Origin of the sequence: Lactiplantibacillus plajomi (assembly GCF_005405405.1) — a bacterium.
Taxonomy (GTDB): domain Bacteria; phylum Bacillota; class Bacilli; order Lactobacillales; family Lactobacillaceae; genus Lactiplantibacillus; species Lactiplantibacillus plajomi.
Genome location: NZ_BJDZ01000003.1, coordinates 1 through 15,532, shown reverse-complemented (window position 1 = coordinate 15,532; position 15,532 = coordinate 1). Strand labels below are relative to the sequence as shown.

General features: G+C 50.0%; 18 protein-coding genes and 1 riboswitch. Of the genes, 10 read left to right on the top strand and 8 right to left on the bottom strand.

Translation table 11 applies throughout. The annotated features are described in order from the left end of the window. On the bottom strand, positions 1–1,077 hold the full coding sequence (gene serC / locus FFM82_RS01470; protein ID WP_137644097.1) for a 3-phosphoserine/phosphohydroxythreonine transaminase: 1,077 nt from the start codon (positions 1,075–1,077) through the stop codon (positions 1–3). A gap of 377 nt (positions 1,078–1,454) precedes the next feature. Between serC and FFM82_RS01465 the strand changes: the two genes are divergently transcribed. The 3 genes from FFM82_RS01465 (at position 1,455) to FFM82_RS01455 (ending at position 3,634) form a co-directional block, all read left to right on the top strand. Then, positions 1,455–2,078, top strand: coding sequence for a histidine phosphatase family protein (locus tag FFM82_RS01465; protein WP_137644096.1), 624 nt, complete (start codon positions 1,455–1,457; stop codon positions 2,076–2,078). An 82-nt stretch (positions 2,079–2,160) separates the two neighbouring features. Further along, complete coding sequence (locus FFM82_RS01460; RefSeq protein WP_137644095.1) at positions 2,161–3,153, top strand: aldo/keto reductase; 993 nt, start codon at positions 2,161–2,163, stop codon at positions 3,151–3,153. Between the two features lie 259 nt (positions 3,154–3,412). Further along, positions 3,413–3,634 (top strand): hypothetical protein, encoded by a 222-nt coding sequence (locus tag FFM82_RS01455; RefSeq protein ID WP_137644094.1) that lies wholly within the window; start codon positions 3,413–3,415, stop codon positions 3,632–3,634. Between the two features lie 80 nt (positions 3,635–3,714). Here FFM82_RS01455 and FFM82_RS01450 read toward each other — a convergent pair whose 3' ends face one another. After that, entirely contained in the window at positions 3,715–4,590 is an 876-nt protein-coding gene (locus FFM82_RS01450; RefSeq protein WP_137644093.1) for an NFACT RNA binding domain-containing protein, read from the bottom strand. A 108-nt stretch (positions 4,591–4,698) separates the two neighbouring features. Here FFM82_RS01450 and FFM82_RS01445 point away from each other — a divergent pair, with 108 nt between their 5' ends. Together FFM82_RS01445 and FFM82_RS01440 are read left to right on the top strand one after the other, a co-directional pair. Next, a complete protein-coding gene (locus FFM82_RS01445) occupies positions 4,699–5,886 on the top strand; it encodes an acetate/propionate family kinase (protein ID WP_137644092.1) in 1,188 nt (395 codons plus the stop codon). A gap of 119 nt (positions 5,887–6,005) precedes the next feature. After that, a complete protein-coding gene (locus FFM82_RS01440; RefSeq protein WP_137644091.1) occupies positions 6,006–6,200 on the top strand; it encodes a small multidrug resistance protein in 195 nt (64 codons plus the stop codon). Positions 6,201–6,248: 48 nt separating this feature from the next. On the opposite strand, the gene FFM82_RS01435 is transcribed toward FFM82_RS01440, so the two are convergent. Both FFM82_RS01435 and FFM82_RS01430 read right to left on the bottom strand, forming a co-directional pair. Next, entirely contained in the window at positions 6,249–6,608 is a 360-nt protein-coding gene (locus FFM82_RS01435) for a fluoride efflux transporter FluC (protein ID WP_137644090.1), read from the bottom strand. A gap of 3 nt (positions 6,609–6,611) precedes the next feature. Further along, positions 6,612–6,995 (bottom strand): CrcB family protein, encoded by a 384-nt coding sequence (locus FFM82_RS01430; protein WP_137644089.1) that lies wholly within the window; start codon positions 6,993–6,995, stop codon positions 6,612–6,614. Positions 6,996–7,306: 311 nt separating this feature from the next. On the opposite strand from FFM82_RS01430, the gene FFM82_RS01425 reads away from it, so the two are divergent. After that, positions 7,307–8,827 (top strand): ABC-F family ATP-binding cassette domain-containing protein, encoded by a 1,521-nt coding sequence (locus FFM82_RS01425; RefSeq protein ID WP_137644088.1) that lies wholly within the window; start codon positions 7,307–7,309, stop codon positions 8,825–8,827. Positions 8,828–8,883: 56 nt separating this feature from the next. Here the strand turns inward: FFM82_RS01425 and FFM82_RS01420 are convergent, their stop codons facing one another. From FFM82_RS01420 to FFM82_RS01410, 3 genes are read right to left on the bottom strand one after another with little or no spacing between them, the layout of a single operon-like run. Continuing rightward, positions 8,884–9,543 carry an energy-coupling factor transporter transmembrane component T family protein gene (locus FFM82_RS01420; protein WP_137644087.1) on the bottom strand — a complete coding sequence of 220 codons (660 nt, stop codon included), beginning with the start codon at positions 9,541–9,543 and terminating at the stop codon, positions 8,884–8,886. Further along, positions 9,533–10,954, bottom strand: coding sequence for an ABC transporter ATP-binding protein (locus FFM82_RS01415; RefSeq protein ID WP_137644086.1), 1,422 nt, complete (start codon positions 10,952–10,954; stop codon positions 9,533–9,535). Before FFM82_RS01415 ends, FFM82_RS01420 begins: the two co-directional genes overlap by 11 nt. A gap of 18 nt (positions 10,955–10,972) precedes the next feature. Then, positions 10,973–11,560 carry an ECF transporter S component gene (locus tag FFM82_RS01410; protein WP_137644085.1) on the bottom strand — a complete coding sequence of 196 codons (588 nt, stop codon included), beginning with the start codon at positions 11,558–11,560 and terminating at the stop codon, positions 10,973–10,975. 102 nt (positions 11,561–11,662) lie between these two features. Next, positions 11,663–11,757, bottom strand: a riboswitch (TPP riboswitch). 153 nt (positions 11,758–11,910) lie between these two features. Between FFM82_RS01410 and FFM82_RS01405 the strand changes: the two genes are divergently transcribed. Next, a complete protein-coding gene (locus FFM82_RS01405; protein WP_137644084.1) occupies positions 11,911–12,387 on the top strand; it encodes a glutathione peroxidase in 477 nt (158 codons plus the stop codon). Positions 12,388–12,408: 21 nt separating this feature from the next. After that, a complete protein-coding gene (locus FFM82_RS01400; protein WP_170178171.1) occupies positions 12,409–13,242 on the top strand; it encodes an aldo/keto reductase in 834 nt (277 codons plus the stop codon). A gap of 126 nt (positions 13,243–13,368) precedes the next feature. Here the strand turns inward: FFM82_RS01400 and greA are convergent, their stop codons facing one another. Further along, positions 13,369–13,839: a transcription elongation factor GreA gene (greA, locus tag FFM82_RS01395; protein ID WP_137644083.1), complete on the bottom strand. Its 471-nt coding sequence runs from the start codon at positions 13,837–13,839 to the stop codon at positions 13,369–13,371. A 423-nt stretch (positions 13,840–14,262) separates the two neighbouring features. Between greA and FFM82_RS01390 the strand changes: the two genes are divergently transcribed. Both FFM82_RS01390 and FFM82_RS13490 read left to right on the top strand, forming a co-directional pair. Next, a complete protein-coding gene (locus FFM82_RS01390) occupies positions 14,263–14,976 on the top strand; it encodes a glucosamine-6-phosphate deaminase (protein WP_137644082.1) in 714 nt (237 codons plus the stop codon). Between the two features lie 194 nt (positions 14,977–15,170). Beyond that, a complete protein-coding gene (locus tag FFM82_RS13490; protein ID WP_170178170.1) occupies positions 15,171–15,326 on the top strand; it encodes a hypothetical protein in 156 nt (51 codons plus the stop codon). Positions 15,327–15,532: the final 206 nt, after the last annotated feature.

Here is a 15,532-nt window from a genome sequence, read left to right as displayed (position 1 = left end):
TTAAGCGTGGTGGGCTTCGAAAGCCGCTAAGTAGTCAACCAGGGCTTGAACCCCAGCTTTTGGCATGGCGTTATACAGACTGGCCCGCATGCCGCCAACCAAGCGGTGCCCCTTTAAGTTCAGTAAACCGCGGTCAGCGGCGCCGGCAATCACTTGGGCATCGGTTGCGGCGTTACCGGTGACGAACGGGACGTTCATTGTTGAGCGGTCGCTAGGTTTGACCGGATTAGTGAACAACGTCGATTGATCGAGGAAGTCGTAAAGTAACGCGGCTTTCTCGCGGTTGCGGGTGGCCATGGCGGCGAGCCCGCCCTGAGCTTTCAACCATTTTAGTACTAATCCAGCGGCGTAAATGGCAAAGACCGGCGGCGTGTTGAACATCGACCGTTTATCCGCAAAGAGTTGGTAATCTAACATACTTGGTAAGTCCTGAGCGTGTCCGATGAGATCGTCGCGGACAATAACGATGGTTAAGCCAGCTGGCCCCAAGTTCTTTTGCGCGCCGGCAAAGATCATACCGAAGTCGGTGACGTTATACTGGTGACCTAAGAAATTAGAGGACATGTCGGCAACCAGTGGAACGTTTCCAGTTGCGGGTAACTGGGTCAGCAGGGTTCCTTCAATCGTGTTGTTCGTCGTGACGTGGACGTAATCGAGGTCGGCTGTCACTGGCTGATCTAAGGTTGGCAGCGCCGTGAAGTGGTTGGCGGCGCTAGTGCCTAAAATATCTACTTGGGTCCCGACCCGGCGAGCTTCCGCCGCTGCCCGTTCCGCCCAGTGGCCACTATTGAGTAACCCGATGTGGTGATGGCCGGTGGCTAAGTTCAGCGGGGCGGCGGTGAACTGAAGCGTCCCGCCCCCTTGGAAGAAGAGCACCCGATAATTATCCGGAATCTGCATCAGGTCGCGTAAGTCCCGTTCCGCATCGTTGATCACTTGGTCGAACAGGTCGGAACGGTGGGAGATTTCCATGATACTCATTCCCGAACCTTGAAATGACGGTAGTTCGGCTTGAATTTGTTGAACAACGGCGGCGGGCATCACGGCCGGACCGGCGGAAAAATTATACGTTGGCATAAAAAAATCCCTACTTTCAAATTAATTAGTCATTATTTTAGAACAGAAAAAAGTCCTGGTAGTCGTTTCGACCACCAGGACGGTTAGTAGTTTTGGTTGAACGCCCTGGTCATCGAATGTTGGGAAACATCCATGCTAGGGCTGATTTGCTCACGCGAAATTAGGCCAACACAGATGTCTGTGTAGACCAGGAGGAGACGATTAAGTTAGCGTTTTGATTAATTACCATCGTAGCCACTCCTTAAATTTCATGATTACAATTTAGCAAGATGTTCTCATTTTGTCAAGTCGGCAAATGAGAAAGAACTATGGCATAATTAGGAAAAGAACTTTTTTGCTAATCAGCAATTAATTAATTCGGGAGGGCAACTTTTACCATGACAACCTTTTACATCGTCCGCCACGGGCAAACGACCGCGAACGCGCAAAATTTAAAGCAGGGGACCATTAACACGGCCATTACGCACTTGAACGCGGTCGGTCAACGCCAAGCGCAGCAATTGCGCACGGATTTTGATATTAGCTTTGCGGACCGTTTGATTTGTAGTCCGCTGGAACGGACTAAGGAAACCGCCGCAATTTTGAACCACGGTCACGATTTACCATTAACAACTGATGAGCGATTATTAGAGATTTCGTACGGGCAGTGGGACGGTCAATCCAACGATGACTTGTTGGCGACTTACCCGCAGTACTTCGACCCGTTACTCAAGGACGTGCTACCTAGTTACGTTGACGTGGCGACCGCTGGTGAGACGTTTGACCACGTTGTGCAACGCGGACGCGCCTTTTTAACCGCAACTGCCAAAGCGTTTCCAACCGATAACGTTATCGTGGTGACCCACGGGTTTACCGTTAAAGCGATGGCACTAGCGGTCTTACAGCCCCAAGACCCGATGAGCCTGCCGGAACCGGAGAATACGAGTGTGACAAAGATCACGGTCGATGCGGCTAGTCAGCGCGCGTTTTTGAGCTATTATAACCGGCGCTGCGCGTTTTAACGGGCGACTTCTAAACGGGACGTGGTCGGGTTTTGCGCTATAATGTAACCGTTAACGAAAATTCATGTGAGGTGTTTGAATAATGGCTTATGATGCAGCGGCAACACGCTATGATAATTTACCGATTCGCCGGGTCGGCCGGACCGGGTTACAACTACCGGCCGTGTCACTTGGACTTTGGCGGAACTTTGGGGACGAACAGCCCTATGCCAATTCACGGCAAGTCGTTTTAGACGCGTTCGATAACGGGGTCTTTAGCTTTGACCTCGCGAATAATTACGGGCCGTCGAAGGGTTCCGCGGAACAAACTTTTGGCAAGATTTTCCAAGAAGACTTGAAGCCGTACCGGGAAGAACTCGTGATTACGACCAAGGCCGGTTACCCGGCTTGGCCAGGACCTTACGGGGCGTTTGGTTCCCGCAAGACGTTGATCGGTTCCCTGGACCGTAGTTTGAAACGGATGCACTTGGATTACGTTGACTTGTTCTATTCCCACCGTCCGGATCCGGATACCGATTTGCAAGAAACGGCCCAGGCGCTTGACCAACTCGTTCGCCAAGGGAAGGCGCTCTACGTTGGGATCTCCAACTATGACCGTGACCAGACGGCCGAAATGATCGGTTACTTTAAAGACATGCACACGCCGTTTACGGTTAACCAATTTTCGTACAACATGTTGCACGAAGAAGCCGAAACGACCGGCTTGATCGACTTATTAGGTGAAAATAACGCCGGCTTAGTGGCTTACGGGCCGTTAGCGGAAGGGTTGTTGACTCAGCGGTATTTGGACGGCATTCCAGCCGACTTTCCAATTCACCGTACCAATAAGTATTTGTTGGCAAACGGTACGGATGCCGTGGTGAAAAAGTTGAACGCGTTGAATCAGATTGCCGTTCAGCGTGGCCAAACCTTAGCGCAAATGGCGTTAGCTTGGTTACTACGGTCCCAAATTGTTACGAGTGTGATTATCGGGACGACTAACGTGGATCACTTACACGCCAACTTGGAAGCAACGAATCAATTAGCTTTCAGCGACGACGAAGTGGCCCAAATCAAAAAGATTTTAGCAGCTTAATTTTAAGTTATCCGGTTACGTCTCGGTCATGAGTCGTAACCGGATTTTTAGTTGGTAGCGAAAGCGGCCAATTAATTGTTCAACTAGTTAGAATGTTCGGAAATCGCGGTCGTTAACGGGGTTATCGGTTAGTCCCGGAAATTGCTGATTGGCTCAAAATACCGAGCTAACAACGTCATCAAATTGTAATGATAAATTGCGAACGTACGTTCTGAAAGTGTGCTATGATTAAGCTATTATTTTCGATGAGGTGATCTGAATGGAACAGTTGAAACCAATTGAAGCGTCGTTGTTGCAAGCGTATGAGTTGAATTGTGTCGTCCGGTTGACCCTGGAAGATGGGCAACGACCAAGTGGCTTAATTGCCGCGATTAACGGGACTTCGCTCCTTTTTAACCAGCAGGCCGGCGTCATTAACCAGATTCCACTGCGGGCCGTAACGGCGATTGATTTTTTAAAACAGTCGTGGTGGCAACGTTAATCCTGAAGATCATCAGTAACTAAAAAACAAGCGGCACCAATCCTCGTTATGACAAGGATTGGTGCCGCTTGTTTTTGAATTTATTGGTTTAAATCGGTATCGACCGGCTCACGTAGTTTCCGAACTAAATCGGCATCGGGGGTGACCGTAATGATGCGGGCGTGGCCGCTAAACGTGACCAAGCCGGATTTAGCGCCCTTTGGTTTACGCATCTGACCGACCTTGAGGCAGTCGACCGGGCAACGCTTTAATTGCCGGCCCTTGCTGTAGTAGGCGGTCAGGGCCGCGGCTTCCTGCAAAGTTCGTTCACTGGGCGTGGTACTGTGAATGACCACGTGTGAACCGGGAATCTCGCCGCCCGCGTGCATCCAGTAGTAGTCTTTGCGGGCGTGCAACGTTAACTGATCGTTTTGATAACTGTTTTTACCGACTTCGACTAGGACGTGGTCGTGGGTGTAAAAGCGCCGTGGGTGGGCCGGTTCGGGGACCTTTGATGAATGCAGAACGTGGGTGTGGATGACATTTTCGGCAATCAGCGCCCGCTTCAGTTCGGCGACTTGCACGGCGTTAGTCGGGTCGAACGCGGCTTGGCGGGTGTGTTGCTGGATCAGGGCGGCGTGAGCCGTTTCCAAGTTATGTTGCACGGTGGCTTGGCCGCGCTTCGATTTGCGATAACGACGGAAATAATCTTCAGCGTTAGCCATGATCGTCTTCGTCACGTCTAACTTGATGGTCAGCGTTTGGCCCGGACGCCGGTAGTCGGGCAACTCGACGAAGTGGTGGTGGCCGTCAATTTGACTCGCATAAGTTTTTAAGAGGGTCCCCTTCACTTGGAGGTCTTCAGCGGCCGGCATGTGCGCCAGTGCTTTTTCTAAGGATTCAATTTGTTTTTTGGTGTGGTGAACTTGGTGAGCCAGGCCGTTGGTTACGAGTTCAGCGTCAGTAGTCATTTGCATGGTCAGGTCCTTTTCTCTAATTAGTTAAGTCTATTATAACTGATGAAAACAAATTAACCATTTTCTGAAAATTCCGGTATGCTAGTAGGGTAAGGGAGTGAATTGGTGATGAAAAAAACATTGATTATTAACGCGGGTAGTTCGTCGTTGAAGTGGCAACTATTCGCCATGCCGGCCGAAACGGTCGTGGCGAGTGGCTTAGTTGAGCGGATCAACTTACCCGGTTCGGTATTTACGGTGAAGTACGGTGACCACCAAAAATTTGAAAAAACGGTCGACCAGCTGGATCAACGGGCTGCGGCGACCTTAATGTTGACCGAGTTACAACGGCTAAACATTGTGCAGTCACTGGACGAAATTACGGCGGTCGCACACCGGGTCGTGGCTGGCGGCGAGCGCTTTAAACAAGCCGTTGAAGTTACGCCGGCGGTTCTAAAAGCAATTCAGGCGCTTAGCAACTTTGCGCCGTTGCATAACCCGATGGAGGCCCGCGGGATCGAAACGATGGCCCAAGCACTGCCGAACGTGACCCAGTACGCGGTTTTTGATAGTCAATTTTTTACTGATTTACCCGAAAAAAATGCGATTTACAGTCTTCCCTACGAGCTGACCCAGAAGTATCAGATTCGGCGCTACGGTGAACACGGAATTTCACATGGTTACTTGACTGGTCGGGCGGCGGAATTATTACAACGGCCGCGTAATCAGGTCAACTTGGTTACCATGCACTTAGGTAGCGGGGCGTCATTAGCGGCCGTTAAAAACGGGCGGGCTTACGACACTTCGATGGGCTTTACCCCGCTGACCGGGGTTACGATGGGCACCCGCGCCGGTGACGTGGACCCGGCGCTGGTCCCGTACCTGATGCAGGTCGAACACTTAAGCGACCCGAACGACGTGTTGATGATGTTGAATCAAGAGTCGGGGTTGCAGGGCGTCTCTGGAATTTCGTCGGATATGCGCGAAGTTCGGGCCCAGGCAGCCACGAACCCACGAGCCCAATTAGCCATCGATATTTTCGTTAACCGCATCGTGAAGTACGCGGGCAGTTATTTAACGGAGTTAGGCGCTGCCGACGCGTTAGTCTTTGCGGGTGGCATTGGTGAACATAATAGTCAGATTCGGCAACAAGTCATTGACGGTTTACGGATCTTCGGTGTGAAGTTGGACGACGCGTTAAATACGGCCAATCAAGAAGGGCTTATCAGCAGTTCTGATTCAGCAATTAAAGTCCTACTGATTCCAACGAACGAAGAGTTGGCGATGGTTCGGCAAGTGGCCGCCCTGCAAGATTAATTAAGCTTCTTTTAACTTGCGGTGACTTATTAGGTTCCCGGAAACGGCCATGGTAAACTAGCAGTTGAGGGGCGGATACGCCACCTGTAAGGAGGGAAGCTCTAAAATAGAGCGCAAACATGCTCGGTTTTTTGATTGCTTTGGTAATTGGTTTTTGGTTGCTAAAAGTTTTCTTTAAAATTGGATTTAAATTGCTCGGACTTATTTTTACCGTCATCATCGGTTTGTTTTTAATCCGGGTCTTTCTGTGGCTGGGCGTTGCGATTCTCGCAATCGGCGGAATCGCACTGCTGGCACTACCGTTTCAAAATTAATGATGAATTAACGACACCCGTGTTCAGGTTGACTGAGCACGGGTGTTTTTAAAATGCGCAATAAGTCCCCAACCAAGCCAACCCAATTCCGCCGATAATGCTTAAAATGAGGTAATACGTTGCGGTCCGGCAATGGTGATTACGCGCCAGTAAAACGACCTCGTTGATCATGGTTGAAAAAGTGGTGTAGCCACCCATGAGGCCGGTCCCTAGCAGAACTTGCCAAGTGATTGGTAAGTGACTAGCCAGTAATAGTCCCAAGCCAAAGGACCCTGATAGGTTGATAATAAGGGTCGTTAAGGGCAGCGGCCAGCGGTTGTTGACTGGCCGACCAAGTTGCATGATGCCGTAACGGGCCAGTGCTCCGAGCGCGGCACCTCCGCCGGCTAATAGCGTCAAGGTTAACAAACGCTACACCTCCCGTTGCTTAAGCCAAGTTTCAGTTAGTAGCGTGCCGCCAAGACCAGCAACTAAGCCAAGACCAATGCTGACGGTTAGGTAGCTCAAGGCTAAAACGCTATGGCTAGTTTGAACTAAGCGTAGCGTTTCAGTTGTGAAAGTTGAAAAAGTTGTAAAGCTACCGATCAACCCCACGCTCATCCCGGTGACGACCGTTTCGGAAAGTGGTAGCCAGACGGGCAGAATCCCGGTGACGATACTGAGTAGGAACGCTCCCACCACGTTAATCAGGACCGTTAGCCAGAACTGTTGGGGCCACGTAATCAGCAAGTTAAGGGCTTCGCGGAAGCCGCCGCCCAACATGGCGAAGAATGCGATTGCAAGTAATTTTTTCATCAGAGCGCCTCAATTTCAGAAAGTTCCTTTAGTTTACTGAAAATTGACATTCTGAGCAAGGGTGGCTTGCCAAATGCCGGACGACGTGCTAAGGTATTAAATAATTTATGAAAGTACGGAGGATTTCAGCCAATGCGCAACTAATTAATTCTAGTAACTGAACAGCACTATCCCGACTATTAGGGAGAGTCTGTCGTTTTTGGGATTAATTAGTTGTGCTGGTTGGGAATCCAAACCAACGCTCTCGAATCGAGAACGCTTTTTTTGTGCTTCAAGCAGCATGCTGAAAGTCCCATAAGGGGGAATCAAGCATGGCAGAATTAACTTTACAAGCAATTGAAAAATTGGTGGCCGGTCGGTTACTGTTTAAAATCGACCGCTTAACGGCCACGAGCGGTGCGCGGGTTGGTATTGTCGGTCGTAACGGGGCTGGTAAATCAACGCTAGCCCACATGATAGCGGGAACCGACCCGGATTTTAGTGGTCAACTGATTGCTGACGCGGCGGTCGTGTACGTCCCACAAATCGCGCCGACAATCGATCAGAGTGGTGGTCAAGCAATGTTGGCGCGCATTCGAACCGCACTAAGTCAACGACCCGCAATTTTGATTTTAGATGAGCCGTCTTCTAACTTAGATGAAGCGTACCAGCAGTGGCTCGCGCAACAACTGCGCCGTTACCACGGCCTATTACTGTTGATCTCACACGACCGGCAATTATTAGACGCGGTGGCCACCACCATTTGGGCGGTCGATCAACAACAATTCCACGCTTACCCGGGCAACTATACGGCCTATCATGAGGTGCGCCAACGCGACTACGCGACCCAGACCACGGCCTACCGGCAACAAGTGAAGCACCAGCGGGAGTTGCAAGTAGCGGTTCAAGCCCGCCACGAAAAGGCTAATCGCATTCGTAAGGGCAGTCGCCGGATGACCCCGGCGGAACGGAGTAACTCACGGACGCTCCGCGAAACCACCGCGGCTAAAATGGACCGCGGGGCGAAGGCGTTGGTCAAGCGCGGTCAGCGGGAAGCTACCGTTGCCAAGCCGTTTACCACGGCTGGGTTTAAGCTGGTAGCAACGGATTTTCCGGCGTTTACGGGTAAAAACGTGGTGACGGCACTGCACGTCACGTTACGGGCACACGGTCAGCTCATTTTTCGCGACGGCACGTTTACGATTCAACCCGGTAGTCGGGTGGCCATTACCGGTGCTAACGGGAGTGGTAAAACCACCCTGTTACGGGCAATCATGGCTGGTCAGACGTCCGGACTGTCGTTAGCTCCCGGCGCCAAGGTCGGCGTTTTTAATCAGGACATGACGGTTTTAGACCAACAACGCCGTGTTTGGCAAACGGTGCGGCAAGCTAGCCAGTTACCCGACCAAACCCTGCGGAACGTCATGGGTGCGCTGGGCCTGCCCGCACGGTTTTACGATCAACTGGTCGCTGAACTCAGTGGTGGTGAGCTGGTTAAGCTGCAATTAGTCCGAATTTTAGTAGGGCATTATAACGTCTTAATGCTGGATGAACCGACTAACTATTTAGACGTGGACGCGTTGGACGCGCTGGCGGCCTACCTCAAAGCTTATCCGGGAACGGTGCTATTTGTGTCGCACGACGCGTCGTTTCGGCAAGCCGTCACGAATCAAACACTGGTGATCAAAGACCGGCAAATTACGAACCCCGCAACCCGGGCAATGCCGGCAAAAGCTGCAACGGCGGACCTCGCACTATTGCAATTTAAGTATGACCAGTTGGTGCAGGATCCTAACGCCCAGTCTGCTGACTTACAGGCTTTGAAACGCCAAATTGATGCGGCAAAAAAATAATGCTAAAAAGCGGTACCCCCCGTCCGAGTTGAAGGACGGGGGGCACCGCTTTTAGGTTAACGCCACGGGACTAAGAAAATCCCGACTTGTAATAAAAGAATGCCACCAATTAGTAATAGCCAGTCCTTGGTGTGGACCCGCACTATTCGGAAATGGGTGCGCGGCGCGTCTTCCACGAAACCGTGCGACGTCATGGCTTGTGCCAGGTTCTGTGACCAGTTGATTGAAATTAAAATGGCTTTGAAGTAAAGTTGTGGCGACCAGAAGGATAGCGTCTGTCCGCGCATTAAGCCGGCGGCGCGGATGACCTGCACCTCGTGTTTGATCCGTGGTGCCAAGTTATAAGCGGCCAGGACCCCGTACGCGAATTTGGCCGGTAGGTGGCAGTTTTGTTCTAGCGAGTCGGCTAAGGCCAAAACGTCAGTCGTTAGTGTGAAGGCGGCGCCGGTGAAGACGAAGGCGTAGATCCGGGTGAAGAGGACCCAAGCAAACAGGTCGTTGTTCCCCGTGCCGTTGATGTACTGGGTGCTCCAAAGGCCAATTGCTGGAATTAGCGGCACAATCAGCAACCACGCTAAGGTTTTAATCGGTACCCGGTGCGCAAGTAGATAAATGATGGCGAGCACGATTAACGCCACGTTCAGGCTGACGATCGAGGTGAAAGAAATCTCGAGGGCGATAATCAGCACGAATAAGATTTTAAAACTAGGATTCATTGGTTGGTCCCCCAATGTACTGTAACTGGTGGTTGGCCAGCCGCAGGTGATAGTCGATTAAGGGGGTCAGCCCCGTTAATTGGTGACTAATAATGATCAAGGTTTGCTGAGTGGCGGCCAGTGTCGTTTTAAGGAGCGTTACCAGGGCGTTGATCGATTTTAAATCGAGTCCCTTAAGCGGTTCGTCCATTAGTAGGACCGGTGATTGCATGATCAGCATCAATAAGATTTGTAATTTCTTCTTTTGGCCCTCGCTAAGGGTGTAAATCACCTGGTCATCCCGGCCGGCGAGGTTCAGCTGGGTCAGCGCATCATTAATTTTAGCGGGGGTGAAGTAGTCGCCATAAGCGTATTTTTGGCTTTGGGCGAGTTCTTCCGCCACGGTGATGTTAAAGAACTGGGCTTCGGCGTCCTGAAAAAGCAGGGCGACGTGGCGGGCGTAGCGTTTCCGGCGGCTCTTTTGAATATCCTTCCCCTGATATCGAATGGCTCCCTGATAAGTCGTTAACCGGACCAGCGCTTCAAAAAGTGTTGATTTCCCCGTGCCATTCGCACCCGTAATGAGGGTGTTTCGGTGGGCGTGCAGTTGCAACGTGGTTGGCACGAGTAGTTGGTGATTGCCCTGAGTTAATGCGACTTGATCGAGCTGAAAAAGCGGCGTTGGTTCAGGAGCGGGTGCCGGCCAACTCGGCAGTGACTGCGGTCGGAAAGCCGCAAAAAATTGGGCCCACTGCGTTTTTGGTAAGCGCCTTAGTTGGTGGTCACGGGTAATTTGGACGACGTGGTCAACGACCGCATCGTAACCGGCATAATCGTGATCGGCTAAAATAATGGTTTTACCGTACTGGTCGCGTAGTTCCACTAAGCGGTCGATTAAACTTTGACGCGCCTGAGGATCAACACTGGCAAACGGTTCGTCGAGTAAAATGACGTCGCTGTCCATGGCCACGATGACGGCTAGGGCCACCTTCTGCTTTTCGCCACCCGACAGGTGGTTGAGTTGGCGGTGTTGGAGTTTTTGAATACCGACAAACGTTAGTGCTTGGATTATGCGGTCTTCGATTTCGACAGCCGCGATTTGCTGGTTTTCTAAAGCAAAGACCAGTTCGTGTTCCACGGTGTCCATCGCGAATTGTTGGTTTGGATTTTGGAACATCATCGCGACCCGTTTTGAACGGGTACCGACTGGTAGGCTGCTGAGCGCGACGTGGTCGTAGCTAATCGTGCCACTATTTTTAGGTAACGGTAATAACCCGGCCATTAGTTGCAAAAGCGTTGATTTTCCCGTCCCGGACGGCCCGGTCAACAGGGTGAATTGGTGCGCGGGAAATTCAGTGACCACGCGGTCGAAAATGGGCGTTTGCGCCGTTTCATATTGATAAGATAAGTGTTTAAGCGCAATTGACGCCATGAAAAAGGACCTCCGAAATTAGTTCACGTTCGTGTTAGTATGGGTTGACTTGAGCACGTGGCTACGCGTTAGTAAGCTGGTGATGGCCCGGGTCAGTAAGCCCCCGAAGGCAAACATTGAGCAGAAACGCACGACGAAGAATAATAGCAGTAACCACAGTTGCAATTTAGCGTACCCGTTGCGGGCTAAGTCCCAGCCAAAGGTCACAATGGTGGTCGTGGCGGTGGTTGCGGCTAGCCCGAGCCAGTCGTAGTGCTTATAGCGGGTCAGCGTGAATCCGAGTTCGGAACCGACCCCCTGAACGACGCCAGAAATCATTGTGGAAGCACCCCATTGGCCCCCGAATAGCATTTCAACGACCGATGCTAGGAATTCACCGAGGACCGAAGCGCCCTTGATCCGTAACATGTAGCCGGCAATCATTCCGGGCATGCACCAGAGACCGAGTAAAATTTCATTTGGAATTTGGCTCAGGCCGAGCGGTGCGAACACGGCGGTTAAAATATCGTAGACGTAGTTCGTCCCCAAGAAAATAATCCCAAAGAAAACACCAATTAATGCTAACAAAATAATGTCACTTAAATACCAATCTTTTACCCACTTCACGAGTAAAACCCCCTAAATATTTTTCACCCACAGTGCTCCCGTTAGACGCAAAAAACGCCTACCACGAAAAGGCGGTAGGCGGCTAAGTCATCTTTGATGGTTCCCCAAAATAAAGCATTGCTTCCTGCGCTGGCATTATCCAGATTCAGGTTCAATGGGTATTATCTCAGCCGTAGTTGGCACCCCAGTTGCTATTGTGGATGATAAAATTAGTGTACCGGATTTTTTTAGGAAGCGCAAACAATAACTTTGAAAACGGGAGCAAACTTCATTAGAAAATCACGATTTTGTGGTTAACTTAAGATAGTAAATTAATCAAAGACCAGTACGTTTGTTAGGAGGGGTCGTTAATGACCACGTCGATTTATGACTTTAAGGAAACGGAAATGAGCGGTGCGACTTTGGATTTAGCGGATTATCGCGGCAAGGTCCTATTGGTTGTGAACACTGCTAGTAATTGTGGCCTCGCACCCCAATTTAAGGGGCTCGAGACGTTGTACCAAAAGTATCGGGAGGAGGGGCTGGTGATTATCGGCCTGCCTTCAAACCAGTTTCACCAGGAAAAGGCGGATGATACGGCCACGCAGGACTATTGTCAGCGGCACTACGGGGTGACGTTCCCGATGACTAAGCGGGTGTTGGTCAATGGTGACGGCGCCGACCAGCTATTTACGTACCTCAAGCAAACGGCCGGTCACGGGCGGATCAAGTGGAACTTTACGAAGTTTTTGATTGGGCGCGATGGCCAAGTTCTGAACCGTTTTGCGCCGACGACCCGGCCGGTGGCGTTTGAAACCGAAATCCGCGACGCACTGGCGGATCGTTAAAATATTTTAGGAGGTTTTTTCATGGTGGAAACATACACGTTACGGGACGGCTTAACCGTTCCCAAGGTTGGTTTTGGGACTTATAAGTTGAACGGGGCTCACGGGGTCCAAGTGATCGATTCAGCGATTGACCGTGGTTACCGGTTACTAGACACGGCGTTTAATTATGAAAACGAAGGGGCGGTCGGTGAAGCGGTCCGGCGTTCATCGGTTCCGCGTTCCGAACTACTGATTTCGTCTAAGCTACCAGGTCGGCACCATACTTACGAAGAAGCGATTGCCACGATTCAGGAATCCCTCTACCGGGCCGGGTTAGATTACTACGACTTGTATCTGATCCACTGGCCGAACCCGAAAGAGGATCACTACGTGGAAGCTTGGCAGGCGTTGATCGATGCACAAGAATTGGGCTTGATCCGTTCGATCGGGGTTTCAAACTTCTTGCCGGAACACCTGGACCGCTTGGAAAAGGAAACCGGCGTGCTACCGGTCATCAATCAGGTTGAACTACACCCGTATTTTAACCAACAAGCTCAGCGTACTTATGACAAGGCACATGGTATTCTAACGCAGGATTGGAGCCCAATCGGTCGTGCTAGTGAGATGTTACAAAACCCAACGTTACAAACGATTGCCGCGAAGTATCGTAAAAACGTGGGTCAATTGATTTTGCGGTGGGAAGTTCAACTGGGGACTTTGCCAATTCCGAAGTCGTCCACGCCGAGTCGGCAGGCGGGGAACCTTGATATTTTCGACTTCGAGATTGCTGAATCAGACATGGCAACGATCAACGGCCTCAGTACGGCGGATGGCCGGCTGAAAAATCAGGATCCGGCCGTTTACCAAGAATTTTAGCCGCAACTAGTTCGGATTGTCATTTTTGAACGAAACAAAAAAATCGAAGTCGCAACAAAAGTGACGACTTCGATTTCCAGATAAGCAACGAAACGGGTGCCAAAAGTGGCACCCGTTTTTTTTGCGTTAGTCGCGTTTAATCGCCGTAATTTTAACCTGATAATCACCGTTCGGGGCGGCAACCGTCACCACGTCGTTGACCCGGTGGCCGGCCAGTGCTTTGCCGATGGGTGACGTAAAGGAAATTTTGTTTTCGTCAAGGTTGGCTTCCTGTTTGCCCACTAACTGGTACGTTAAGTGGTCGTGGTCGTCCATGAATTCGACGGTGACGAACTTGCCGATGTCTAACTGATCATTATCGGCCGGATGGACGACCTGGGCGTATTGGAGCTGCTTATTTAAGAACCGTAAGCGGCTCTCTAAGCGGCCCAAGTCACGCTTGGCGTTCGTGTATTCGGCATTTTCCGAGCGGTCACCCAAAGCGGCTGCGGCGGCGAGAACCTTGATGCGGTGTGGCCGGTCCTGCTTGAGCGCTTCGATTTCCCGTTCGATGGCGTGGTAACCCGCGGGGGTCATTTTATTAAAAGTTGGTTCCATAGTCGTTAAACCTCGTCTGTGTAGATTTTTCTGGGAATAGTTTACCGCACGTTGGCAAAAATGCAATGGGGGGTTCACGGGTTAGTTTGGTCAGTGAACACTTGATGATTTAATGGAAAAACTTATTGGAAATAAAGAGATTTATGATATTCAGCTCACAATTTATGGGCAAAAAAATAGCCAAAAGCTTTCCAGGCCTTGGCTAGTCGTAGAGTTTCTCACGCTCTACGGAGTTACGAACAAGTTAAGTATAGGCAAAATGATTTCAAAATACAATTCTTTTGTTGTTGAAGTAAACCTGATTAACCGGCAAATGGTAACGGTCCCAAATTTAAAATCAATTATTTGAAACAAACCCCTTGAATTTTAGTCTAGACCAATATACAATTGGACTATACCAAACAAAGAGGGAGTCAGTTAATTATGAAAGTTATTGTAGTAAAGGATCAAGCTGCCGGCGGTAAAGAAGGATACAAAGTATTTAAGGATGCTTTAGCAAACGGTGCTAAGGTGTTTGGGTTAGCAACTGGTTCAACCCCTATTACAACTTATAAGGAAATTGTTAACAGTGACTTAGACTTCAGTAACTGCACGTCGATTAACTTGGATGAATATGTTGGTATCGCACCAGATAACGAACAAAGCTACAAGTACTTCATGCAATCAAACTTATTTAACGACAAGCCGTTCAAGCAATCATACTTGCCAGACGGTTTGGCTTCAGACCCAGAAGCCGAAGTAAAACGTTATGACAAAATTATTGATGATAACCCAATTGACTTACAAATCTTAGGCCTTGGCCGTAACGGTCACATTGGTTTTAACGAACCAGGTACGGCCCGTGACGTGACGACTCACGTGGTTGATTTAACGCCTTCAACGATCGAAGCCAACGCACGGTTCTTCGCTAGCGAAAACGATGTGCCTAAGCAAGCCTTCTCAATGGGCTTGGCTTCAATCATGAAGAGCAAGCACTTATTGTTGGAAGCCTTTGGCGACAACAAGGCCGACGCGGTTAAGGGCATGATCGAAGGCCCAGACACGGTTGACTGCCCAGCAAGTATTTTGCAAAACCACCCAGACGTTACCGTTATTATTGACGAAGCGGCTGCAAGCAAGTTAAGCAAAAAATACTAATTTAGGATAAGTTAAGTTGATACCCGGTGCCGCTTTTGCTGGCACCGGGTATTTTGGTCTGTTGAACTAATAAGTGCGGTCATTTGCTAATAAAAGGTAAATAGTTGTTAGAACGCTTGCGTTGTGTACTGACGAACGGCTAGACTAAGGTGAGTGAATGTATTGGGGTGGGGAACATCGGACTCGCGGGAGTAATGTTATTATTAATTGTTGTCCTGATTATTATTGGAATCGTTGGTATCCGACGCCGGCAACCACAAATTATGTTGGTTGCTGGTTTGGCTTTGATTGCAATTATCATTGGCTTGGTTTGGATCATGGTTGCGCCAGTACCGACCGGCCTAGAATAGTCGGGTTTAAATCGAAAAATCAAGCAAGTTATTAAAAAGCGCATGCACCCAAAGTCGGCTGGCTTTGGGTGCACGTTGCAACTATTATTATCTGGACGCACTAAAAAGAGGCTGTGACATAAGTCTCTAAAAACAAAGCAGGTCTGGAAAAATCTTCGGATTTTTCCAGACCTGCTTTTGATATAATAGAAAATAAAAAAAGAGCA

What these genes read in the sequence shown, in the direction of transcription:
- serC (WP_137644097.1), bottom strand. Translation starts at nt 1,077, where the DNA reads ATGCCAACGTATAATTTTTCCGCCGGTCCGGCCGTGATGCCCGCCGCC.
- FFM82_RS01465 (WP_137644096.1), top strand. Translation starts at nt 1,455, where the DNA reads ATGACAACCTTTTACATCGTCCGCCACGGGCAAACGACCGCGAACGCG.
- FFM82_RS01460 (WP_137644095.1), top strand. Translation starts at nt 2,161, where the DNA reads ATGGCTTATGATGCAGCGGCAACACGCTATGATAATTTACCGATTCGC.
- FFM82_RS01455 (WP_137644094.1), top strand. Translation starts at nt 3,413, where the DNA reads ATGGAACAGTTGAAACCAATTGAAGCGTCGTTGTTGCAAGCGTATGAG.
- FFM82_RS01450 (WP_137644093.1), bottom strand. Translation starts at nt 4,590, where the DNA reads ATGCAAATGACTACTGACGCTGAACTCGTAACCAACGGCCTGGCTCAC.
- FFM82_RS01445 (WP_137644092.1), top strand. Translation starts at nt 4,699, where the DNA reads ATGAAAAAAACATTGATTATTAACGCGGGTAGTTCGTCGTTGAAGTGG.
- FFM82_RS01440 (WP_137644091.1), top strand. Translation starts at nt 6,006, where the DNA reads ATGCTCGGTTTTTTGATTGCTTTGGTAATTGGTTTTTGGTTGCTAAAA.
- FFM82_RS01430 (WP_137644089.1), bottom strand. Translation starts at nt 6,995, where the DNA reads ATGAAAAAATTACTTGCAATCGCATTCTTCGCCATGTTGGGCGGCGGC.
- FFM82_RS01425 (WP_137644088.1), top strand. Translation starts at nt 7,307, where the DNA reads ATGGCAGAATTAACTTTACAAGCAATTGAAAAATTGGTGGCCGGTCGG.
- FFM82_RS01420 (WP_137644087.1), bottom strand. Translation starts at nt 9,543, where the DNA reads ATGAATCCTAGTTTTAAAATCTTATTCGTGCTGATTATCGCCCTCGAG.
- FFM82_RS01415 (WP_137644086.1), bottom strand. Translation starts at nt 10,954, where the DNA reads ATGGCGTCAATTGCGCTTAAACACTTATCTTATCAATATGAAACGGCG.
- FFM82_RS01405 (WP_137644084.1), top strand. Translation starts at nt 11,911, where the DNA reads ATGACCACGTCGATTTATGACTTTAAGGAAACGGAAATGAGCGGTGCG.
- FFM82_RS01400 (WP_170178171.1), top strand. Translation starts at nt 12,409, where the DNA reads ATGGTGGAAACATACACGTTACGGGACGGCTTAACCGTTCCCAAGGTT.
- greA (WP_137644083.1), bottom strand. Translation starts at nt 13,839, where the DNA reads ATGGAACCAACTTTTAATAAAATGACCCCCGCGGGTTACCACGCCATC.
- FFM82_RS01390 (WP_137644082.1), top strand. Translation starts at nt 14,263, where the DNA reads ATGAAAGTTATTGTAGTAAAGGATCAAGCTGCCGGCGGTAAAGAAGGA.
- FFM82_RS13490 (WP_170178170.1), top strand. Translation starts at nt 15,171, where the DNA reads ATGTTATTATTAATTGTTGTCCTGATTATTATTGGAATCGTTGGTATC.